This window comes from Allofustis seminis DSM 15817 (assembly GCF_000374325.1).
Classification (GTDB): Bacteria; Bacillota; Bacilli; order Lactobacillales; family Carnobacteriaceae_A; genus Allofustis; species Allofustis seminis.
On record NZ_KB894079.1, the window covers coordinates 170,267 to 192,224 of the forward strand.

Annotated in this window: 19 protein-coding genes and 1 other RNA gene; 6 read left to right on the forward strand and 14 right to left on the reverse strand. The window is 37.9% G+C overall.

What is annotated here, in order from left to right:
- Nucleotides 1-94: 94 nt before the first annotated feature.
- Nucleotides 95-2,542 (reverse strand): transglycosylase domain-containing protein, encoded by a 2,448-nt coding sequence (locus C231_RS07510; protein WP_018658763.1) that lies wholly within the window; start codon nucleotides 2,540-2,542, stop codon nucleotides 95-97.
- A gap of 4 nt (nucleotides 2,543-2,546) precedes the next feature.
- The gene (recU, locus tag C231_RS0100850; RefSeq protein ID WP_026314272.1) at nucleotides 2,547-3,167 is read right to left on the reverse strand and encodes a Holliday junction resolvase RecU; all 621 of its coding nucleotides are present in this window, start codon (nucleotides 3,165-3,167) and stop codon (nucleotides 2,547-2,549) included.
- Between the two features lie 85 nt (nucleotides 3,168-3,252).
- On the opposite strand from recU, the gene C231_RS07515 reads away from it, so the two are divergent.
- From C231_RS07515 to C231_RS0100870, 5 genes are all read left to right on the forward strand, one after another.
- Nucleotides 3,253-3,825: an SLOG family protein gene (locus C231_RS07515; protein ID WP_018658765.1), complete on the forward strand. Its 573-nt coding sequence runs from the start codon at nucleotides 3,253-3,255 to the stop codon at nucleotides 3,823-3,825.
- A gap of 61 nt (nucleotides 3,826-3,886) precedes the next feature.
- Entirely contained in the window at nucleotides 3,887-4,228 is a 342-nt protein-coding gene (gene gpsB / locus C231_RS0100860) for a cell division regulator GpsB (protein WP_018658766.1), read from the forward strand.
- 13 nt (nucleotides 4,229-4,241) lie between these two features.
- Nucleotides 4,242-4,608, forward strand: an RNA gene (gene rnpB, locus C231_RS08375) — RNase P RNA component class B.
- A gap of 116 nt (nucleotides 4,609-4,724) precedes the next feature.
- The gene (locus tag C231_RS0100865) at nucleotides 4,725-5,858 is read left to right on the forward strand and encodes a THUMP domain-containing class I SAM-dependent RNA methyltransferase (protein ID WP_018658767.1); all 1,134 of its coding nucleotides are present in this window, start codon (nucleotides 4,725-4,727) and stop codon (nucleotides 5,856-5,858) included.
- Nucleotides 5,859-5,876: 18 nt separating this feature from the next.
- The gene (locus C231_RS0100870) at nucleotides 5,877-6,536 is read left to right on the forward strand and encodes a YczE/YyaS/YitT family protein (RefSeq protein ID WP_018658768.1); all 660 of its coding nucleotides are present in this window, start codon (nucleotides 5,877-5,879) and stop codon (nucleotides 6,534-6,536) included.
- A 1,107-nt stretch (nucleotides 6,537-7,643) separates the two neighbouring features.
- Here the strand turns inward: C231_RS0100870 and C231_RS0100875 are convergent.
- From C231_RS0100875 to C231_RS0100895, 5 genes are all read right to left on the reverse strand, one after another.
- Complete coding sequence (locus tag C231_RS0100875) at nucleotides 7,644-7,892, reverse strand: type II toxin-antitoxin system Phd/YefM family antitoxin (protein WP_018658769.1); 249 nt, start codon at nucleotides 7,890-7,892, stop codon at nucleotides 7,644-7,646.
- A 394-nt stretch (nucleotides 7,893-8,286) separates the two neighbouring features.
- Nucleotides 8,287-8,487, reverse strand: a complete 201-nt coding sequence (locus C231_RS0100880) for a hypothetical protein (RefSeq protein WP_018658770.1) — start codon at nucleotides 8,485-8,487, stop codon at nucleotides 8,287-8,289.
- Between the two features lie 29 nt (nucleotides 8,488-8,516).
- Nucleotides 8,517-10,097: a prealbumin-like fold domain-containing protein gene (locus C231_RS0100885; RefSeq protein ID WP_018658771.1), complete on the reverse strand. Its 1,581-nt coding sequence runs from the start codon at nucleotides 10,095-10,097 to the stop codon at nucleotides 8,517-8,519.
- Nucleotides 10,098-10,200: 103 nt separating this feature from the next.
- Nucleotides 10,201-10,830: a hypothetical protein gene (locus C231_RS0100890; protein WP_018658772.1), complete on the reverse strand. Its 630-nt coding sequence runs from the start codon at nucleotides 10,828-10,830 to the stop codon at nucleotides 10,201-10,203.
- Between the two features lie 98 nt (nucleotides 10,831-10,928).
- Complete coding sequence (locus tag C231_RS0100895; protein WP_156808071.1) at nucleotides 10,929-11,216, reverse strand: hypothetical protein; 288 nt, start codon at nucleotides 11,214-11,216, stop codon at nucleotides 10,929-10,931.
- A gap of 317 nt (nucleotides 11,217-11,533) precedes the next feature.
- On the opposite strand from C231_RS0100895, the gene ppdK reads away from it, so the two are divergent.
- Entirely contained in the window at nucleotides 11,534-14,164 is a 2,631-nt protein-coding gene (gene ppdK / locus C231_RS0100900; protein WP_018658774.1) for a pyruvate, phosphate dikinase, read from the forward strand.
- Between the two features lie 86 nt (nucleotides 14,165-14,250).
- On the opposite strand, the gene C231_RS0100905 is transcribed toward ppdK, so the two are convergent.
- The 7 genes from C231_RS0100905 to pflA all read right to left on the reverse strand — a co-directional run bounded on the left by C231_RS0100905 (nucleotide 14,251) and on the right by pflA (nucleotide 21,941).
- Nucleotides 14,251-15,072, reverse strand: a complete 822-nt coding sequence (locus tag C231_RS0100905) for a MetQ/NlpA family ABC transporter substrate-binding protein (RefSeq protein WP_018658775.1) — start codon at nucleotides 15,070-15,072, stop codon at nucleotides 14,251-14,253.
- Nucleotides 15,073-15,082: 10 nt separating this feature from the next.
- Nucleotides 15,083-15,772, reverse strand: a complete 690-nt coding sequence (locus C231_RS0100910; RefSeq protein ID WP_018658776.1) for a methionine ABC transporter permease — start codon at nucleotides 15,770-15,772, stop codon at nucleotides 15,083-15,085.
- On the reverse strand, nucleotides 15,765-16,799 hold the full coding sequence (locus C231_RS0100915) for a methionine ABC transporter ATP-binding protein (protein ID WP_018658777.1): 1,035 nt from the start codon (nucleotides 16,797-16,799) through the stop codon (nucleotides 15,765-15,767). The genes C231_RS0100910 and C231_RS0100915 overlap by 8 nt, the downstream gene beginning before the upstream one ends.
- A gap of 343 nt (nucleotides 16,800-17,142) precedes the next feature.
- Complete coding sequence (gene nrdG / locus C231_RS0100920; protein WP_018658778.1) at nucleotides 17,143-17,754, reverse strand: anaerobic ribonucleoside-triphosphate reductase activating protein; 612 nt, start codon at nucleotides 17,752-17,754, stop codon at nucleotides 17,143-17,145.
- A 22-nt stretch (nucleotides 17,755-17,776) separates the two neighbouring features.
- A complete protein-coding gene (gene nrdD, locus C231_RS0100925; RefSeq protein WP_018658779.1) occupies nucleotides 17,777-19,939 on the reverse strand; it encodes an anaerobic ribonucleoside-triphosphate reductase in 2,163 nt (720 codons plus the stop codon).
- Between the two features lie 205 nt (nucleotides 19,940-20,144).
- Nucleotides 20,145-21,074 (reverse strand): manganese-dependent inorganic pyrophosphatase, encoded by a 930-nt coding sequence (locus C231_RS0100930; RefSeq protein ID WP_018658780.1) that lies wholly within the window; start codon nucleotides 21,072-21,074, stop codon nucleotides 20,145-20,147.
- Between the two features lie 105 nt (nucleotides 21,075-21,179).
- The gene (pflA, locus tag C231_RS0100935; RefSeq protein WP_018658781.1) at nucleotides 21,180-21,941 is read right to left on the reverse strand and encodes a pyruvate formate-lyase-activating protein; all 762 of its coding nucleotides are present in this window, start codon (nucleotides 21,939-21,941) and stop codon (nucleotides 21,180-21,182) included.
- Between the last annotated feature and the right edge of the window lie 17 nt (nucleotides 21,942-21,958).

Sequence of the window (21,958 nt, forward strand, 5' to 3'; positions counted from 1 at the left end):
AATGCATTGGTCATAATATAAAAAATAGCCCCGCAACTTATAAAAAAGCTGTGGGGCTTATTATATTACTAATTAATTACTAATTAATTACTAATTAATCATCGTCTTCATCTTCATCTGTTTCTTCCTCATTTTCACTCGGTTTTTTCTTTTCTTTTGTCTTTTCTTGGACTGTAAGTGTGAGGACAGAAGGATTGCCTTGATTATGTTCACCACGTCTTATATAAAGTGAGATGTCATAAGTACCTGGTTTTGGATGTTTAATTTCATAATGTGTATCGTCAATTACTTTTTCTTCGCCATTAATCGTTAATACGAATTCAGGGTCAATGGTTGTTTTTTCAAAATCTTTAAAAGCACTCCATTGAATGTGAATAGTATCTTCACTTGCTGAATAGCGTGCTTGTAAGCCACTTGGTGCTGGAAGTGGTTTATCATCTGCACCGTCATGAACTTTTGTTGGTTCTGTTCCTTTAATAAATAATTCATGCACAATTTTTTCGTCTGGTGTGTTCTTACTTGGAAGTTCTGCTGGATTGGATCCTTTATAGACAGGACTTGCCACAACAGAGCTTGGCCGTTCCCAGTCGCTACCACCGACTTCAGCAGACAATGCGATCATTGCTTGGACGAATATTCTTCGTGCGAGCATCATGGAGCCATCTGAGATGGTAACGTAGTGACCTGGTTTGAATGGTTCATCATAGCCGATCCAAACTGAAATAGAAAAGTTCTTCGAATAACCAACGTACCATGTATCTGGGGCAGCTTCAGCAGGGATATTATGTTCAGCTAATTGCTGATCAGTATAGTTAGTCGTTCCTGTTTTTCCTGCATGGACCACTCCAGAGATCCCCATATCGCGATATTGTCTTGGTACTTCTTTTAACATATCTGTAATCATGTAGGCGGTGTAATCTTCCATTGCTTTATTTGTCTCAGGGATGAGATCGATTTCTTCCCCATCTGGTGTGATGATTTTGCTGACAGTATATGGCTTAGTAAAGTGTCCGCCATTAGCAAAAGAAGCATAGGCACTTGCCAGTTGAATTGGTGATATATTTCCATTAATGGCACTTGAAGGAACTAATCCTTCAGCACCAGGTGTAATTTTTGTAGGATCAATGCCAAGTCGTGATAAGAATGTTTCGACATCACTTCGGTTCAAATCCTCATTAAAAATTCTTGCTGCAACAGTGTTACGTGAATCGACAAGTGCTTCACGTAAAGTTAATTCACCGCGGAAGTTATTGTCATAGTTATTCGGCTTCCAATCATCTAATGAATAAGGTTCATCTTTTACTAAGTGATAGGTAGAATATTTGTTGAATTCAATAGCTGGTCCATAGTCCATCAGCGGTTTAATGGTTGAGCCGATGCTTCGACTATTAGAAAGGGCGCGGTTTTCGGAGAGTTGTCCTTCTTGATTTCGCCCACCGATAATACCTAATACCTTGCCAGTATCTGGATCAACGATAGAGATGGCAGTTTGAATGTCTTCATCTGGGAAATAGACATAATCATTTGTATTTGCGATATCATAAATTGCTTGTTGAACGGACATATCGAGGTTTGTTTCGATTCTTAGTCCCGCTAGATAAGGATCAAAATCTGTTTTCTCCTCAATTTCTTTAAGCACTGCCGTCAAATATCCATCAAAGACGAGATTGTTTCCATTTTTTTCGACAGGCTCAATTAGCCCGTCTTCTACAGGGATTTTTTTAGCTTCTTCGGCTTCTTCTTTAGATAATTTTTTGTTTTTTACCATTGCATCGAGTACTTGGTTACGGCGTTCAGTAGCAGCTTCTGGGTTCTCACGTGGGTTGTAATAGTTTGGCGCTTGTGGCATTCCAGCAAGTAGGGCCGCTTCATGTAATTTAAGCTCTGAAGGGGACTTACCAAAATATTGTTCCGCTGCGGTAGCCATACCGTAGATATTTCCTCCCATATGAATTTTGTTCAAGTAGAAGGTTAGAATTTGGTCTTTTGAATATTGGCGTTCAATTTTCAGCGATAACCAAGCTTCTTTTGCTTTACGTTCAAGCGTTTGATCTGATTTTAATGTTGAAAAGACGGAGTTCTTCACTAATTGTTGTGTAATTGTACTTCCGCCACCAACGATTGTTCCTTTGTTGAGAATGTATCCTAATGCCGCTCGAGCAATTGCGAATGGGTTGATGCCAAAATGTTTGTAAAATTGTTGGTCTTCGGTTGAAAGAAGCGCATCGATGAGCGTCTGATTATATTCATCGAGTGTTGCATATTCTCTTTCTTCACCGCCTAAAGTATAAAAGACATTGCCATGAATATCGACGAGTTCGGAAGAATATGTTCCTTCCAAATCAGCTTCGGTAATATTTGGTGCATCTTTTGCGTAGTAGAAGAATAATCCACCCCCCGCTAAAATGCCTACTGCTATAAGAACGGCAAATGCTAATAGGCCTTTTTTAATCCAGTAGCCGACCGATTTTTTATTTTGTTTCTTTTTATTTTTTTGAACTTGTTCGCGCGTTTCTGGATTTTTTTGTTCTTTTTTATCCATTCGGTTACACCTCTTCACTCTGTTTTAAAATAAGGTCATCCACTGCATCTAAATAAGCAAGACGCGGGGAATATCCCATTGGAATAAGATAACAATTTTTGACAATTTCTTGGTAAGGGATTGATTTTCTGCCATTTTCTGACTGCATCTGCTGCCACCATTCAATGATAAATGTGGCAGGGCATACATAAGTTTCTTCCAATGATCTGAAACGAATTAAAACGAAAACGATCCCACCATGCTTAATACATTGTTGCATATGTTCAATTTGATGTCTATGAAAGTTATTCAAAGGAAAGCGAGTTGCATTTTTTGTTTCTTTTGCTTCAAAATCCAGATAATACCCACGATATAATCCATTATAATCCGTTGTCGATGCTGTTCGGTAATAAGCTTCCGTAATTTTAGCAGCGGAGCGCTTAGGATAGTCCACAGCAACGACTTGAATGGGCGTTGGTTTTTTATGAATAACCGCTTTTTCTAGTGCAAGATATTGACGATTGGTAAGATTAATATCTTCTTCCAGAGTCATTCCACGATTACCATAAGTAACATTTTGGGGAGAGTTAGACACGTCATTTTGCTGTTGAAATGGTGTTGAACCATTCGGATATTTGACAGTCAGTGGACTCAACCTCCTTTTTACATTAAGATACATTATGTATATTATATCAAATTATACCAGTTTTCTAAATGATAGGAGCATTATTATGAAAAAATTGTTGATGAGTGGATACCGCTCGTATGAACTGCAAATTTTTTCTGAACAGGATATAAAATTAAAATATTTGAAAGCTTATTTAAAAAATGAACTCAAGCGATTAATTGAAGAAGGGTGGGGATGGTTTATTTGCTCTGGACAATTAGGGGTAGAGCAGTGGAGTGCGGAAGTCGTCAATGATCTAAAAATGGAGTACCCCCATATAAAGTTAGCGATATTTTTGCCATATATGGACTTTGGTCATAATTGGAATGAAGATCATCAGCAGAAATTACAACTTTTATTACATCAAGCTGACTATGTGAACTACACCTCCAAACATCCCTACACTTCTCCAACACAACTCAGTGCCAATCAACAATTTCTTATACACCACACTGATGGACTTTTATTCATTTATGATGAAGAATATCCTGGTAAAGCGAAGTATTTAAAACAGACCATTGAGCGCATGAATTTAGAAAGAGAGTATTCCATTATGCAAACGCATTTGAGCGAGTTAGAATTATTTGTAGCAGATCATCCTCATTTGTTTTCGCAAAAACCGAATTCCGACTTTTAAATCCGTATAAAAGTTGCTATAATAATAAATAGCATAATGACAATTAACTGGGGTGAATTCCGTGAGAAAATTAACACAACGAAAAATATTGGATAAAGTATTTGATACCAAATTTAAAGGCTATAATCCCGAAGAAGTCGATCAATTTTTAGATATTATTATTCGTGATTATCGCTCTTATGATGAAGAAATCGAGAAATTGCGGGAAGAAAATGAACGCCTTATCAAAAAATTGGAAGCTGTTGATGAAGAGCCAGCCGTAAAAGAGCAGACAATTGTAGCATCGGCTCCTTCTTCCGTAACAAATTTTGATGTGTTGAAACGTCTCTCCAATTTGGAACGTGAAGTATTCGGATCAAAACTTGAAGAAGAATCACCTGCCCAACCATCAGATGATCAATAAAAAACAACATGTAATTTATGGATAATTGCGCGTGTATACGTGAGGAAAGTCCATGCTCACACAAGCTGAGATGCTTGTAGTGTTCGTGCATAGTGAAACCATAAGCTATGGCTCTATTGTTTGCAATAGATGATGGCAGCAAAAAAAGCTAACCCTATAAGGTATGCTTGAGTATGCTTGAAAGTGCCACAGTGACGAAGTGACTAAGGAAACTTAGCCAGTGGAACGCGGTAAACCCCACGAGTGAGCAACCCAAACAAAGGTAGGGGCACTTTTATCCCGAAAATGAACGGAGATAAGAGGTTGCAATCGCAACAGACAGATAATTATCGTCAAAAAATCCGCCTATGATTTTTTGATACAGAACATGGCTTATAGTAAATTACATGTTATCTTTAAAGATAGAATAGGCAGATTAAATCCTCCTACGATTTCGATATTGCTGGGGGATTTATTTTTTGAGCATTTTTATGCTTCTTTTAGAAAGGAAGTTTCTATGAATCAAAGAAAATATCAACTCATCGCCACATGTGCAGCAGGAGTTGAAGGATTAGTAGGAGACGAACTGCGACAACTAGGGTATGACGTTCAAGTTGAAAATGGTCGCGTTCGTTTTGAAGGAACACAAAAAGATATTGCTAAGACCAATCTATGGCTACGTATTGCTGACCGTGTCAAAATTATTATCGGAGAATTTCAAGCATACACCTTTGATGAATTATTCGAAAAAACTAAAAGCCTCCCTTGGGAAGAATATATTCCAATGAATGGGGCGTTCCCAGTTGCTGGAAAATCTATTCAGTCCAAGCTCCACAGCGTTCCAGATGTTCAGCGATTAGTGAATAAAGCCATTGCCGAAAGAATCAAACAGATCTATCATCGTCGCGGTATGTTGCCAGAAACAGGTGCAAAATATCCGATTGAAGTCGCACTTCGTAAAGACCATGTCCTTATAACGTTAGATACAACAGGAGATGGTCTATTCAAAAGAGGCTACCGCACAGAAAAGGGTGGTGCACCACTCAAAGAAAATTTGGCTGCCGCATTAGTTAAATTAACAACATGGACCCCAGATCGCCCTTTCGTAGACCCTACATGTGGTTCGGGAACAATTGCGATTGAAGCTGCTATGATAGGACTTAATATTGCACCAGGATTTAATCGTGATTTTTTATGTGAAAGCTGGGAATTAATGGATCCCAATGTATGGGAAGAAGTACGAGCAGAAGCAGAAGAGCTTGCAGATTATGATCAAGAATTGGATATTTTGGCTTTTGATATTGACGGTCGCATGATTGCAATTGCAAAGGCTAATGCTGAGGCTGCGGGATTAGGTTATGCTATCGAATTTAAACAAATGCAAGTTGCCGATTTCAAAACAGACAAATCTTTTGGAATTATCGTATCGAATCCGCCATACGGTGAACGACTGAGTGATAGTGAAGCTGTGCACAAATTGTATCGCCAAATGGGAGAAGTATTTGCCCCTCTTAAAAATTGGAGTAAATATATCTTAACAAGTGACTTAGAGTTTGAGAAATATTATGGTAATAAAGCTACCAAAAAGCGGAAATTATATAATGGCCCACTGCGTACAGATTATTTCCAATATTGGGGCAAACGTTACTAATTTCAGAAAGAGGTTATTATGAAACAAATATTTTCAAAAAATTATTTATATAAAGTGTTTATCTTTTTTATAATGGTCATTGTGTTCGCTTTTAGTGGATCGTTATCCATTAAAGCAAATGTTGGTCTTGGTGCATGGGATGCAGTCTCTCGATCGCTTTCTTATGTCACTTCGATTAAAATTGGCACACTGATTATGATATTAAATGCACTTTGTGTATTGGGACAAATTATCTTACTCCGTAGCAAATTTAACTGGATAAATATATTACAATTTGCTGTCAGTTTTACAGTGGGTACTTTTTTCAATTTCTTTTATTATGATGTACTTGCAGCATTTGATACAGAGCAATATATGGTACGCGTACTGATGCTCGTGGTTGCCTGTGTACTTATGGCAATGTCCTTGAGTATCATTGTTACATTAGATGTCATCGGAATGCCAGTAGAGTTCTTCTGTGCAGCTATTGCACGTGTATTGGATATGGATTTTGGAAAAGTTCGCCAATACTATGATTTTGTAACGATGGCTCTTGTCATCATATTAACATTAATTTTTAAAACCCCCCTAACTATTCGTGAAGGAACGCTCATTATCGCATTATTACTTGGTCCCATGATTACATTTTTCATTCCTTATGCTGAATCCTTATTAATTAAAATAGGAGCCATTCAATAGGACTATATTAGATTTATGTGTAGATAGACTAGACAGAAGAGTAGGAAATAAATTATTGAATATTCTTTTTCTGGTAAAAAATAAAGAACAGCAATAAAAACACCGCAAGTTTTGACTAAAATTTGCGGTGTTTTACTTTTTTAAAATAGAAGTACAAGCGCTTTCTGAGTATAGATAATCCTATATATCACCATTTTATCTCAGATCCTGACAGACAATCTTCAAGCAGTGTATTTAATCCTTTGAAGGGTCAAGGTACTAAGGAGTGTCCAGTAGAAGGTGCTGACTTTATTTTTTATTAGGATTCTTTACTTTTATTTAAGATACCTCTATAATTAGATTCATACAGAGATTCCCTCATTTTGTTGGGCAATTGGAGCCCTTCCACTTGAAGGAAATGCTCTGTTTTTTCGTTTTAGATCAAATAAATGTTGATCCACAAGTGTGTAGATAAGTAAGATACGTTAAGGGGATAAATCCCCTTAATATGACGTTTTTTGACAATTAAATAACGTTGTGGTAAAGAAACAACCCAAATAATTCTTAGACGTGGGGCTTCCCGAGAGGCAGATGACGTGACACATCTAAATCAAGATCAGCACAGGTCTATTCCTTGAAGAAACAAGGTGCTATTGTCGTGATAAGTATACCGAAGCGAGAGCTTCACCATCGACTATGACCTTGCTATGAGGCACAGCGTGCGGAGCGAGATCGGAGACGCTTACCGATAGACAAAAACTGTCGGGCGAATGAAATACACTTATAAAAATATAAAATAAACTATTAGTAGATGATATGGTTTAATAAATAGGAGTGCTTCATTTTGTATTGTAAGTGCGATATTTGTTATCCTTATAGGGTAACATAAGATATAATTGATACATCCTATATTTTTTTATTCTTATAGGGTTACATAATATATATTATACGAAGCGAATAGTTTTACATCAACTGCCTCAACGGTTGTCATGCCCTCTTTGTATTAATGAAAGTCTATTATTCTCTCTGGACACTCTACAGTAGTTTTTAATCTGAAATCGTAGCGTGGTGGTGTTTGAAATGGTTTTTCTCTAACAAGTGCTATATTAGTGTAGACAACGTTATACATTACCACGCTACCTTAGACTCTGAAATGCAATCATCAAGCGAGGTATTCAATCCTTCTATAATTTTTTCTTTTGTTGCAGGCATAGAAGATAAATATAAACTTTCCGTCATACTGTTGTATTTTTCTTCACTCAAAAGCACCACATTTTCCTCTTTGGTACTGATATTGACCGGCTCATTATATTTTATTGTCTGCTTCAATATCTTAAAAATATTCTTTCTAAAATTTGTGATGTTAATATTTAGCATGATTTACACCTCTTTTATACATACATTATAAGACGTTAGAGCGTTTCACAGTTCTACCATCTAAGTTTTTAATAACCCAGTGCTTGATAACTTTTACTGTATTATTTTTATCGAGTTTCTTTAAAGCGTTGAATGCGGAGTATGCAAATTCTACTCTGTACATGATTAAGCATCCAACATTTCATAAACTTCTGTACGACCATACTTTTTCTCGTGTTTATCCTTTTTGTGAGTTTGTGAGCCTCTAAAATTATCGTTTCGTCAAGCACAAACTCTTCTTAAAGCTTATTCACGATAAGCTATTTGATAAGTAGTCATGATGACGCTCTCCATAATTATTGTATTGCTTATATTACAAATGCTATATATTGCCCAATTATTTGTCAAGTACTGCCTAAATTTTTTGACATTCCATGGTCACATAGCGTTGGGTTTGGCGGTCGTAAATCTTAAAGTGGGCATGGTCCATTGTAATGGTTTCGCCGCTTTCAGCGTCCACTTTCACCACTTGGAGGCGTTGGCGGATCGGTTGATTTTCCACATTTAAGTAATACGTCCAACGGTCTTGCGTTAACCCTTGGGTGATCGTTGTCATAGGATAATACCCTGCGGGAGTACGCTCTTTTAGCGTATACGTATCCAAGCGTAACCAATCACTTTCAGCAGCCCTTGTTTGTCAGTGGTAAGTGTTTGAATCAGGCGACCCATAGGGTCTAAGACCTCAAATACAATCCCTGCCAGTGGGGGCTTGACCCCCTCATTTTGATAATCACGGTCATCGACTTTGGTGATATGAATTTTAGCTTTCATCGGTTCATTTGTAATCGTGACGGTGGTTGTTTGTTGTGGGGTGATGGTAATGCTTTTCGGACTTTTTAGCGGACGATAATTTTTCGGGGCTTTGAGTTCATGCAAGGTGTAGTCGCCCATCGGAATATCTTTAAAGACGAATTTCCCGTTGCGATCCGTTGTGGCACGGGCAATAGTTTTTGTCCCGTCCTTTAAGACAAAGACCGCTCCCTCTAAAGGCTGTCCCGTTTCAATGTCCTTTTTATTCCCTTCTAAATCTCCTGTTCGTTTAAAAAATTTAGCGGAAATCTTGACCGATTGAATCGGGTCAGTTTTCATATCAGGTGCAACAAGCTGTTGTAGTTCTGGACGAGGAGGTAAAAATAAAAACATAGGACGAATCATATCATTTGTTTTAACCGTTGTATTGACCGTTACGGTCTTATCCAGCGGTGCAGATAGCCAGAAGTCTTGCGAACCTTTAAGGGTAACCTTGCCCGTCTGGGTTTTCCCATCACGGGTATGAAGTGTTACACCACTTGGGAGTGAAAAGCTGAGCGTAGTATTTTTAACGCCTGATACTTTGTACCAGTCCGTCACTTGACGCTTGGTTTTCCCGATAGTGGCGGTTTGATTTGGGGAGCTAATGCTTAATTTTCCAAAAGGAGCCGTTTTGTCTTTTGCTTTTTGAAGCAATTTATCGACTCCAGCGTCTTGGACATGGTATGCCATATTACCTGCTTGAATATTTAAGGCAATATGGGTTCGCACATAGTTTGCCCCCGGTTTATCCCAGCCCCACTGATGAGCATAATAGATAATATTAAAAATACCCTCATCTTCATAAGGTTTTTTTATATAGCTATCATTGGCTGGAAATTTTTTCTTGTTCTCTAAACAATACGCTAATTTTCCATTGACCGTAATATAAGGACAGGCATAGCGTTCTCCCCGTTGATCGGTAAAGGAATAGCTACCCAATGAGTTGGCATTGTATCCACTTGCCCGTAAGACTTGAATGGACATTAAGGGATCACTGATTTCAAGTGCGGGTTCTTCTTCATCTTCTGCTTCCACCATCGGTGGCGCTTGACTCTCCTGTTCTTTTCCTAATGTTTTCTCTTTGGCTTCTTTTGTTTCAGGAGCAGTAGCTTCATTTTCCCCTGTGGGGGTTAGGGTTTCGTCCTCTACTGAATGAACAACGGATGGTATTTCTTCATCCGCTATGATTTCAGTTGAGTTCCTCTCAGATGGATCGTTCGCTTCAGGCAGCGACTGAATGACTTCAATCGGTTCTGCCGTCCGCTCGGACGGTTCACTTGCCCAAGCATTTAAGGGCAAGACTCCCGTTAGCGTAATGATCCCTAAAAGGAGCGACGCTAACCACTTCTGAAACACTTTGTGTGGTGTTGACATAAAATGTGTCATCCTTTCTTTTTGATTTTTTGTATTAAAAAAACACGCCTATTTAAAATAAACGTGTTAGTGAAATACCATATTAAATTTTTAAAGTCAGTGATTAATCGTTATTGTAGTTAAAGTCAGCAAACAATGAGTCATATTCACTTTGATTCATTTTTGTTGTAATTTCCCATTCTTCAGTTGTTCCACCATGGGCGGATTCAAATTCATTTACTTTTTCAGCTTCAAAAGTCCATGAACTTCCCCCGCTATTTGTATTACTTGTACTTGCGGCAGCTGTTGATGACGTATCGTGACTTGATTCAGTTGGCGTACTGGTCGCTCCACTGCCTGTATGGGCACTGGCGACCGCTGAAGATGTGGTATGATGAACTTCACTATCAGTCGTCCCCTGTGTGGCAACGGCAGGATCATGCTCTGTCATTTCTGCCTTAGCAGGGGCGGTATGTTGAGCTGCCTCTGCCAATTGGGTGTCTGACAATTGACTCTTGTCTTCTTTTTTGGCACTCGCACTGACCACCGTGGAGGTGTCGCCCGTTAAGAGGGCAATCTCTGCCAATTTATGTTCTTCCAATGTTTGCTGTTGCTGTGCTTGATAAGTTTTTTGAATTAATGCCTCAGATACCCCTGCCTGTTGTCCTGATGGCTTACATGCCACTAAACCTGTGCCTAAAAGACACAACACTACCCCAAGGGTTAAGGAATGTAATGACTGTAAAGGTTTCATGATAATGTCCTCCTTTTAATTTTTAGGGTTCACTTAAAACATTTAGACACAGGGGTGTTCACACTCAGTGTAGCACACCTCTTGCCTAAAACCAAGCTTTATTCCAACAAAATATCGGGATTATGAATAAGCTCCGCAAGATCTGCCGACAGTTCCGCTTGCCCCATCGACTGCTGGGAACGTCCATAGTCTAAAAATAAACGCTTGAATGCCATAAAGAGATAGTCGTTCGGACGCTGAACCTGTCCTTGACGAATCTGATACATGCACGATTTAAACGTTTTCGCCAGCATTTGGTGTAAGTATGACCCGCTAGGATCAATCTCAAAACCCACACCCAAACTATAGCCCAAGTCTTTCTCCGCCGACTGCTGTGCAAACATCACCTTATCCGCATAAAGCGGTTATAATATCTAAAAAAACTATAATTCTTTATAGAAAGTATCTCAAAACGATTCTGTTATAATACAGATGATTTATAAAAATTAAAACTTTCATTCACTTGTTGAATGGAAACTTAAATGCTATGAAATCAACCTTTTTAAAAAGAAAAACAGCCTAAGTTTTAAAAATTGTTAAGGTTTAATTTTGCTTTTTTTCGTAAAATGATTATAATAAAAGCGTATTCATTTACTAAGGAGGAATGTGTTATAGAATAGTTTATTTGCTTTTAATATTTTTTAAAAAATTTTAGGAGGTATTCATGTCTACTCAATATATCTATTCATTTAACGAAGGAAATAAAAACATGGCTGCTAAATTGGGCGGAAAAGGTGCAAACCTTGCTGAAATGACACAGTTAGGATTGCCTGTTCCTGCCGGATTTACGATAACTACAGATGCATGTATCCGTTATTTAAATAAGGATCAACAATTATGGGATTCTCTAAAAGAAGATATTAAACACCATATTCAATTAGTGGAACAAGATTTAGGGAAAGAATTTGCAAGTGTGAGCAACCCTCTCCTCTTCTCCGTTCGTTCTGGGGCAGCTATTTCGATGCCAGGGATGATGGATACCGTTTTGAACTTAGGACTTAATGATGAGACAGTAAAAGGGCTGGCACTTTCGACCAATAATGAACGCTTTGCATTGGATTCGTATCGCCGTTTTATTCAAATGTTTGGCGATGTTGTTAAAGGAGTATCCAGTGACAAGTTTGAAAAAGCGTTAGAAACGGTAAAAAAAGAAGCGAATGCTACAGAAGATAGTGAATTACACATTAATCATTTGAATACATTAATTGATGAATATAAAAAGATTTATGAAAATGAAGTAGGATGTCCATTCCCTACGGATCCATTTGACCAATTATTCCAAACGGTTGAATCCATTTTCAAGTCATGGAACAATGAGCGTGCACGTATCTACCGTAATCTGCATGATATTCCACATGATTTAGGGACAGCAGTAAATGTTCAGTCCATGGTCTATGGTAATATGGGAGATACTTCTGGGACTGGGGTGGCTTTTACACGTAACCCAGCGACAGGTGAAAATGATCTTTATGGCGAATATCTTATCAATGCACAAGGTGAAGATGTTGTGGCAGGTGTTCGTACACCGAAAGATATTCATGGTCTGAAAGAACAGATGCCAGATCTTTATGATGAATTCAAACATATTGCAACAAAATTGGAAACTCATTATAAAAATATGCAAGATATTGAATTTACGATTGAAAATGGTCGCTTATTCATCTTGCAAACACGTAATGGAAAACGTACCGCTCAAGCGGCGATCAATATCGCCGTCGATATGTATGATGAAAAATTAATCAGTAAAGAAGAAGCATTAATGTTAGTGGATCCTCATACATTAATTCAGCTACTCCACCCTACTTTTGATGAAAAAGTATTAGAAAATGTTCCAGTGCTCGCAAAAGGATTAGCTGCTTCTCCTGGTGCAGTAAGTGGGAAAATTTATTTCCACTCTGAAGATAGTGTGGTCGCTTCCGAATCAGGTGAAAAAGTGATTATTGTTCGCCAGGTTACTTCTCCAGAAGATTTAGCGGGAATGGTTGCTGCTGAAGGAATATTGACAGCTCAAGGTGGGATGACATCACATGCAGCCGTTGTTTCACGCGGAATGGGTAAATGCTGTGTTGCAGGTGCTTCTCAACTTTTAATTGATGATGAATTGAAGACTATGCGAATTGGCAATCGAACATTTTATGAGGGTGATGTTATTTCTCTTGATGGTTCAACAGGTTGTGTATATGAAGGCGCTCTTCCTTGTGTTGAACCGACATTTACTGGAAAATTCAAACAATTTATGGATTGGGTAGATGAAGTGCGAACGCTTGGTGTTCGAGCCAACGCAGATACACCAAAAGATACTGCAGCGGCCCTTAATTTCGGAGCAGATGGTGTCGGATTATGCCGAACAGAGCATATGTTCTTTAATGATGAGCGAATTACGGCAGTTCGTGAGATGATTTTAGCGCATTCACTGGAAGAACGTGAAACTGCCTTAGCGAAGTTACTACCATTTCAAGAGGAAGATTTTTATGGTATGTTCTTAGAACTTGATGACTTGCCAATTACTATTCGTTTGCTAGATCCACCACTTCATGAATTCTTACCACATACAGAAGAAGAAACCATGCAATTAGCGAAACATCTAGGTAAGTCAACAGATGAAGTGCGCGATCGTATGATTACATTACATGAAGTGAATCCGATGCTCGGACACCGGGGATGTCGTTTAGCAGTTACTTATCCGGAAATTTATCGTATGCAAACACGTGCGATTATCCAAGCAGCTATTCGTGCTCAAGCTAAAGGAATCGATGTAAAACCAGAAATCATGATTCCACTTGTCATGGACGTAAAAGAATTGAAATATGTTAAAGATCACGTTATTGCAGAAGCAGAAATGGTCTTATCTGAACAAAATAAAGAAGTAGAATATCATGTCGGCGCGATGATTGAAGTACCACGTGCGGCGCTACTCTCTAATGAAATTGCTGAAGAGAGCGATTTCTTCAGTTTTGGAACAAATGACTTATCCCAGATGACCTTTGGCTTTTCACGTGATGATGCAGGCAAGTTTCTTGCCGAATATGAAGAAAAAGGCATCATTGAAAGAAGTCCATTTGGGGCCATTGATGAGCATGGTGTAGGCGAATTACTTCAAATGTCTATCAATCGTGCACGCAGTACCAAAGCAGATTTAAAATGCGGTATTTGTGGTGAAGATGGTGGTGATCCAGCTTCAATCGCATTCTTCGATAAGATTGGCTACACCTATGTTTCATGTTCACCATTTAGAATTCCAGTTGCACGACTTGCGGCAGCTCAAAGTGCTGTTACAAATAAAAATCATAATTAAATGATCACCTCACCTCAATGACAAAAACACCTGTAGCAATGCTACAGGTGTTTTTTAATGTATTTAATAAAGCGTCAGAATTTGCTTTAATCGACAGGTACGACAGCGCCTTTCCACTCTTTTAAGATGAAGTCTTTAATTTTATCTGAATGTAATACTTCGACTAATTTTTTAAGTGCTTCAGAATCTTTGTCTTCGCTACGTGCTGCAATAATATTAGCATAAGGTGAGCTTGAGCTTTCAATGGCAATTGCATCAGTTAGCGGTGAAATGCCGTGATCTACAGCGAAGTTTGAGTTAATAAAGACGACATCTCCTTCATCTTGTTCAAGCAAAGTCGTCATCAATGCAGGGTCATATTCATAATCAATGACTAAATTTTTAGGGTTATCTTCAATGTCTTCAAAGTCAGCCGTTGATAATTCGACGCCATCTTTCACTTTAATTAATTGAGCCTCTTGCAAAATTGCAAGTACTCGACCATGGTCTGTCACGCTATTTGAAACAAGAATCGTGGCACCATCTGGTAGTTCGCTTAGTGATTTATATTTTTTAGAGTAAGCACCCATTGGTTCCAGATGAATGCTTCCTAAATTAACAAAGTCATAATGATGCTCTTCTACATTCTTTTCAAAGTATGGAATATGTTGAAAATAGTTGGCATCAATGTCGCCTTCTTCTAAAGCAGCGTTAGGAAGGACATAATCATTGTATGTAATAATTTCCAAATCAATTCCTTCTTCTTTAAGCAATGGTTTTGCTTGTTCTAAAATAGCAGCATGCGGAACATTAGATGCGCCGACTGTAATTTTTGTTGAAGTTCCTTCTTCTTTTGATCCAGACTTGCCACAAGCTACGAGTACGATACTAACAACTAATAAAACAAAATAACGTAAATATTTTTTCATATTCAATCTCCTATCTTTTATCTATTTTACGAACGAGAATATCGCCCGTCCATTGAATTAAAAATACAATGACTAAAATAATGAATGTTGCAACAAGTGTTACTGTTGCATTATTTCGCTGAAACCCTTCCAAATATGCTAAGTTGCCAAGTCCACCTGCACCAATAACACCAGCCATTGCGGTATAGCCGACAAGTGCAATAGCTGTGGAAGTGATTCCTGATACAATTGTGGGCAAACTTTCTGGAAAATACACTTTGCTAAATTTCTGCCAAGCGGTCATTCCCATTGCATCTGCCACTTCTAGTACTCCTCGATCAATATCGCGAAGTCCTGTCTCGACCATTCGTGCAAAAAATGGTGTCGCTGATAATATAAGTGCAGGCAAGGCAGCAGCAGGACCAGTAATTGTATTTAAAAGTAGTTTGGTAACTGGTATTAATAAAACAATGAGGTTGAGAAATGGAATGGCTCGAAAAAGATTGACAATTCCAGAAAGAAATTGTGCCACAATTGTTTTCTTATGTGATCTTTGAGTTGTTCTATAAAGCAAATAACCCACTGTAATGCCTAAAAAGAAAACCGCCAATGTCGCAAAACAAGTCATAAAAAGCGTTTCATAAGTTGCGCTAAGAATTTTTTCCCAATTGACACGATCGAAATTTGTATATTGTTCAAAAAGTGAGGGGTTATTATTCATGATCGATCACCTCCGCTTGCACTCCCGCATTAATAAATGATTGTAGCAATTGTTTTAGTTGTGCTTCTTCAACTTCAATATGAATGATCATTTTTCCTAAATTATCTGTCTTTAATGTGTGAATCTGGGCATAAACAATACTTATTGGGATGTCATATTTTTGACTTAAAGCTGTTACAATGGGTAAATCGACCGTCTGTTCATCAAAGGTTAGCTGAATTAATGTTCCCTTAGGATAGACATTTGAATATTGCGCCCATAGATCAATCAACGATTCATTCATATCAATTCCAGTGGACTGAACCATTTGCCGTGTTAGCGTATGTTGCGGATGTTTGAAAATATCAACAACTTCACCCATTTCGATAATTCTGCCATCACTCATTACAGCCACATGATCACAGATTTGTTGAATGACATCCATTTCATGGGTAATCAAGACAATAGTAATTTTTAATCTTTTATTAATATTGATAAGTAGCTCTAGTATTTCCTGTGTCGTTTGTGGATCTAAGGCACTAGTGGCTTCATCACATAATAATATTTTAGGATCATTGGCTAGCGCTCTAGCAATGCCTACACGCTGCTTCTGTCCTCCTGATAACTCGGAGGGATATTTATCTTCAAGCCCTGCCAGTCCTACTAGTTCAATTAATTCTTTCGCTTTTTGAAGGCTTTGTGTCTTTGGTGTTCCAATAATCTCAAGCGGCAACTGAACATTCTCGATGACAGTTCGGCTCCATAATAGATGAAATTGTTGGAAGATCATGCTTACATTTTGACGCGCTTTGGCAAGTTCGTTGGCAGATAATTGCGCTAAATTCTGCCCCGCAACTTCGACAGATCCGCTACTAGGAAGCTCTAATCCATTAATTAATCGAAGTAGCGTACTTTTGCCAGCACCCGAAAAGCCGATAATTCCAAAAATTTCCCCCGCTTGAATGGTTAAATTCACTTGATCGACTGCTTTAATTTTCTGGCCATTGTTTGTTATAAAAGATTTAGATACATCATGAAAGGTAATCATTATACCCCTCCTCTTCTTTATAAATAAAAAAGCTCTCGCCCCAGTCATTTAGACTGAAAAGGACGAAAGCTGTTCGTGTTACCACCTTTTATTTACCGGCTCTAAAAAGTGCCGGCCTCAAGCAATACGTAAAATAATATTGCGACGCTTTATCGGGCGTACCCGTAATTAGCTAATGATTCACTAATTATCTACACAAGGGCCATTTTCTCAATAGTTTCTTAGTTCTCTTTCACCTAGACGAGACTCTCTGTAATTAATCTGCTATCGATACTTTCCCTTGTCTTGCAGAATATTTCATTGTTGGGCATATATTACTAACAATTTTCAAGCTTGTCAACTGTTAAGTATTTTTTTCTTCGCTTTTTAGATAATCACCATGGTTCCATAATATGACTTGTCCAGATGCTAAACTCTTTTGGACATCAATGATGCGCTGGTTGGAACTGCCGCGAAAATGCAATGTAAGATCACGCAAGGCATCAATATAGCGACCATCCACAAGAATATCGACCAATTGCAGTAACTCTTTTTTATCTTCTGATTCTTTTAAAAGTTCTTCCCATGTATAGCCTGTCCAAGACCAGATATCTTTTTCATGGCCGAATCTTTCACGAACTTTCTGGCACAAAGGAAGCAGGATATTAGTGTTCAACATTGGCTCGCCTCCCAATAATGTGAGGCCTTGACAATAAGGTGCTGCTAAATCGTCTAAAATTTTCTGTTCTAATTCTTCTGTATAAGGAATGCCATAATTAAAATTCTGAATGACACGATTATAACAGTTTGGACAAGCAAATAAGCACCCACTGACATAAATCGAACAACGTACTCCTTCCCCATCAACAAAATTATAAGGTTTATAGTCTGCAATTTTACCTTGAGACCAGTCTTTTGCAAGCCATTCTTTTGGCTCGGGGTTTCTGATGCCAGTTTTAGGATCATAATGTGCCATTTATTTCTCCCCTTTTCTGTCATTATAATTTTGGCATATGTTTAACGCGAGCCGCAATTTCTTTATGACGTCCATGTACCATTGGTCGGAGTTGTGGATTGCCTAAGTAACCGCATGTACGTTTGACAACATCACAAGTAGCTGGGTCAGTATTCCCACATGTCGGGCATTTGAAGCCTCGCTCCGTCGGTTCAAAATCTCCATCGAAGCCACATTCATAGCAGTGGTCAATTGGTGTATTCGTTCCAAGATATCCTACTTTATCATATGCATAGTCCCATACAGCCTCTAGTGCTTTAGGGTTTTGGCGCATATTAGGATATTCACAGTAATGAATGAAGCCGCCACTTGCATAAAATGGATAATCTTTTTCAAAATCTATTTTTTCAAATGGTGTTGGATTCTTACGTACGTCATAATGGAATGAGTTCGTATAATATTCTTTGTCTGTAATATCTTTCACTTTTCCAAATTTTTCAGTATCTAGACGGCAGAAACGGTCCGTTAAACTCTCAGAAGGTGTGCTATAAACACTGAAATGGTAGTCATATTTATCCGATAATTCGCCCACTTTGGCTTTCAATGCTTTCATAATTTCAAGTGTGAAATCTTTTGCTTCTTTATTATGCTCCCAATTTGGACCATAAAAAACAGTCGCTACTTCATAAAGGCCTATATATCCTAAAGAGACGGTTGCTCTTCGATTTTTGAATAGTTGTTCGATTGATTCATGGTTTTCCAAGTATCCCCCATAGAAAGCACCATGCTGATATAAAATCGGCGCATTCTCAGGTGTTGCATCTAGTACGCGATGCACACGATATACTAATGCATCAGAAGCAATTCCTAAGCGTTCATCAAATATTTCCCAGAATTTATCAAAATCGCCATTAGATTCTAAGGCAATTCTTGGCAAGTTCATGGTGACTACGCCTAAGTTCATTCGACCATCAACGATTTCATTGCCTTCTTCATCTTGATAACTTTGCAAGAAAGAACGACATCCCATTGGTGCTTTAAATGATCCTGTAATCTCAACAATTTTGTCATACATTAAAACATCTGGATACATACGTTTTGTAGCACATTCTAAAGCTAATTGTTTAATATCGTAGTTTGGATCTTCTGGTTTTAAGTTGACCCCATCTTTAATGGTATAAACTAATTTAGGGAAGATTGCCGTACGTTTTTCTTTACCCAGACCTTCTATACGAACATTTAAGATAGCGCGTTGAATTTCGCGCTCAATCCAACTCGTTCCTAGACCAAATGCAATTGTTGTAAATGGTGTCTGACCATGTGCTGTATGAAGCGTATTGATCTCATATTCCAAGCTTTGCATGGCATCATATATTTCTTTTTTAGTACGTTCCATTGCGAAAGCTTCTTGATCTTTTGGATCGCTAATCCATTGTGCAGCAATTTTTTTATTTTTTTCTAAATTAATTTCTGCAAAAGGTGCAAGTGTTTCATCGATACGATTCGCACTTGTACCACCATATTGGCTGCTAGCAACGTTTGCAATGATTTGTGCCATTTGAGCTGTTGCAGTATTAATTGAACGAGGACTTTCAACTTGGGCATTGCCAATTTCAAAACCATTTTTGAACATATCCTTAAAGTTAATCAAGCAACAGTTTGTCATTGGTGTGAATGGCTGATAATCTAGGTCGTGGACATGAATTTCACCTTTTTGATGAGCATTTGCAACATGTGGAGGTAGCATCTGTAAACCGAGCGCTTTAGCCACCACACCAGATGTTAAGTCGCGTTGAGTATTAAAGACGCGACTGTCTTTATTCGCATTTTCATTGACAATTGTTTGATCTTTTTCTAGTAAGTCTTTCATTTTATAGTTGATATTGACGGCATTGGCGCGTGCTAGATCTCGATTGACACGATATTCGATATATGCTTGTGCTACTTCTTGCTCTCCAGCATGCATCAATTCTTGCTCGACAATACTTTGAATTTCATAAATTTGAATATCTGTTGTAAATCTTCTTGCAATTTCATGCAATACATTATCTAAAATCTGAGAAACTTTAGCATTATTTTCACGATCTACTGCTTTGAAAGCTTTTTCGATGGCAGTGGCAATTTTGGTTGTATCAAAGTCTACCTGGCGACCATCACGTTTAATGACGATGATCTCATGTAAGGCATTTTTTGTTTTAGTTTTCATATGAAGGTCTCCTTTTTCAAACTTTCACAATAGATAGATATATACTATATATTGTGATTAAAAAGAATTATACCACATTATAAGCATAAGTAAAGGGGTATTATGAAAAATTTACAAATAAAAAAGCTTAGTCATTCGATATCTTTTATCACTAAGCTTTTCGGTTAACTTTAAAAAAATATCGTCACTAAGCTTTAAAGTTGAATTAATTATTAAATGCTTCTGTTAACTGTGGTACCACTTGTTTTTTTCGTGAAACAACACCTGGTAGGTCAATAGTATTCATTTGAACAGGACGATCAAATGCCATTTCCATTTCACGATATCCTGGGCCATAAACTAAGCCGATTGAATCGCTATCTAATATATTAGTAATAAGAAGCACAAATAAATCATAATAATGTTTATCGGTCTCTTCTTTCATTGCTTCTAATATTTCACCTTTTCGTTGGGTTAATTCTTCAAAATCTACAACATTGACTTGACCGATGCGAACGACTCTTTCATTCATGTCAAATGTTTTAGCATCAGCATTTAGAATTTCAGCAGCCGTTTTAGATGAAATATTAGTGCCTGCTTTTAGCATTTCTAGACCATATTCTTCAATATTAACTCCAGCAATTTCTGCTAATTTATTTGCGACTTCGACATCTTTTGGTGTGCAAGTAGGTGATTTGAATAATAAACTATCTGAAATAATTGCAGACATCATGATTCCAGCAATATTTTTAGGGATTTCAATTCCAGATTCTTGATACATTTTATATAAGATGGTACATGTACAGCCAAGAGGCTCTGCACGATAAAATAGCGGATCAGCAGTCTCAAAATTTGCGATACGATGATGATCGACGACCGCTTTGACGGTTACTTCTTCAATGTCATCGACACTTTGTTGCTTTTCATTATGGTCAACAAGCATCACTTCATCTACTTCATTTGCAGCCGTTTGGATGATGCGTGGCGCTTGAATATTAAAATATTTAAGTGCATAAGCTGTTTCATCATTTGGATGGCCTAGCGCAACAGCTTCTGCATCTCCTCCCTGCTCATTTACAAAATGGGCAAATGAAATAGCGGCACCGATGGCATCGGTATCAGGGTTTTTATGTCCAAATATTAATGTTTTAACCAATTTCTTCACTCTTTCTTTCTATGATTTTATATTCTTAGAATAATTGAAATGCTCTAAAAATTCAATTATAAAAGAAGAAAACCGCCTGGCTTTCTTCTTTTATAGTTATTGATTCAGTTGTTCCCGATATTTATTTGTATTTAGAATTTTATTGGCGTTATCAATGCGCTCTTGCGTTGGAGGTTCAATTCCTTCAAGGCGATATGGAATGCCCAATTCTTTATATTTATAGACACCTAGCGTATGATAAGGTAAGACTTCAATATTATCAACATGATCCAAATTTTTTATAAATTGGCTTAGGGCTTCTAGATCTTCATCGAAATCCGAATATTCAGGAACGAGAACATGGCGAATCCACATCGATTTTCCACGATCTGATAAATCTTTTGCCATTTCTAGAATACTCTGATTTGAAGCGCCAGTATAATAACGGTGGAACTTGTCGTTAATATGTTTTATATCCATTAATACAAGGTCTGTATATTTCATCAACTCTTCATATTTGCTATAAAAGGGTTCTTCCCTCGTAAATGGTGCACCACAACTATCAATGGTAGTATGAATGCCATGTTGTTTTGCTAATTTAAAATATTCAATGAGAAAATCAATCTGCAGTAGTGGCTCGCCTCCACTGACGGTGATACCACCATTATCCCCCCAGTACGGCTCATACTCAAGTGCCATATCCAGCATTTCTTGCGGCGTATAAGGGGTTCCTCCGCCAATATTCCAAGTGTCGGGATTATGGCAGAAGGCACATCTTAAGCGACATCCTTGCATAAAAGTTACAAATCTTATCCCTGGTCCATCCACTGAGCCAAATGATTCAATCGAATGGACATATCCGATGGTTTCTTCTGCCATTTCTTTCACCCTTTATT

Coding starts and splice junctions, on each gene's coding strand:
- C231_RS0100905 (WP_018658775.1), bottom strand. CDS start 15,072: ATGAAAAAATATTTACGTTATTTTGTTTTATTAGTTGTTAGTATCGTA.
- pflA (WP_018658781.1), bottom strand. CDS start 21,941: ATGGCAGAAGAAACCATCGGATATGTCCATTCGATTGAATCATTTGGC.
- C231_RS0100910 (WP_018658776.1), bottom strand. CDS start 15,772: ATGAATAATAACCCCTCACTTTTTGAACAATATACAAATTTCGATCGT.
- C231_RS0100915 (WP_018658777.1), bottom strand. CDS start 16,799: ATGATTACCTTTCATGATGTATCTAAATCTTTTATAACAAACAATGGC.
- C231_RS0100885 (WP_018658771.1), bottom strand. CDS start 10,097: ATGTCAACACCACACAAAGTGTTTCAGAAGTGGTTAGCGTCGCTCCTT.
- C231_RS07510 (WP_018658763.1), bottom strand. CDS start 2,542: ATGGATAAAAAAGAACAAAAAAATCCAGAAACGCGCGAACAAGTTCAA.
- C231_RS0100865 (WP_018658767.1), top strand. CDS start 4,725: ATGAATCAAAGAAAATATCAACTCATCGCCACATGTGCAGCAGGAGTT.
- C231_RS0100880 (WP_018658770.1), bottom strand. CDS start 8,487: ATGACAACGATCACCCAAGGGTTAACGCAAGACCGTTGGACGTATTAC.
- nrdD (WP_018658779.1), bottom strand. CDS start 19,939: ATGAAAACTAAAACAAAAAATGCCTTACATGAGATCATCGTCATTAAA.
- C231_RS0100875 (WP_018658769.1), bottom strand. CDS start 7,892: ATGCTAAATATTAACATCACAAATTTTAGAAAGAATATTTTTAAGATA.
- C231_RS0100890 (WP_018658772.1), bottom strand. CDS start 10,830: ATGAAACCTTTACAGTCATTACATTCCTTAACCCTTGGGGTAGTGTTG.
- nrdG (WP_018658778.1), bottom strand. CDS start 17,754: ATGGCACATTATGATCCTAAAACTGGCATCAGAAACCCCGAGCCAAAA.
- ppdK (WP_018658774.1), top strand. CDS start 11,534: ATGTCTACTCAATATATCTATTCATTTAACGAAGGAAATAAAAACATG.
- C231_RS07515 (WP_018658765.1), top strand. CDS start 3,253: ATGAAAAAATTGTTGATGAGTGGATACCGCTCGTATGAACTGCAAATT.
- C231_RS0100870 (WP_018658768.1), top strand. CDS start 5,877: ATGAAACAAATATTTTCAAAAAATTATTTATATAAAGTGTTTATCTTT.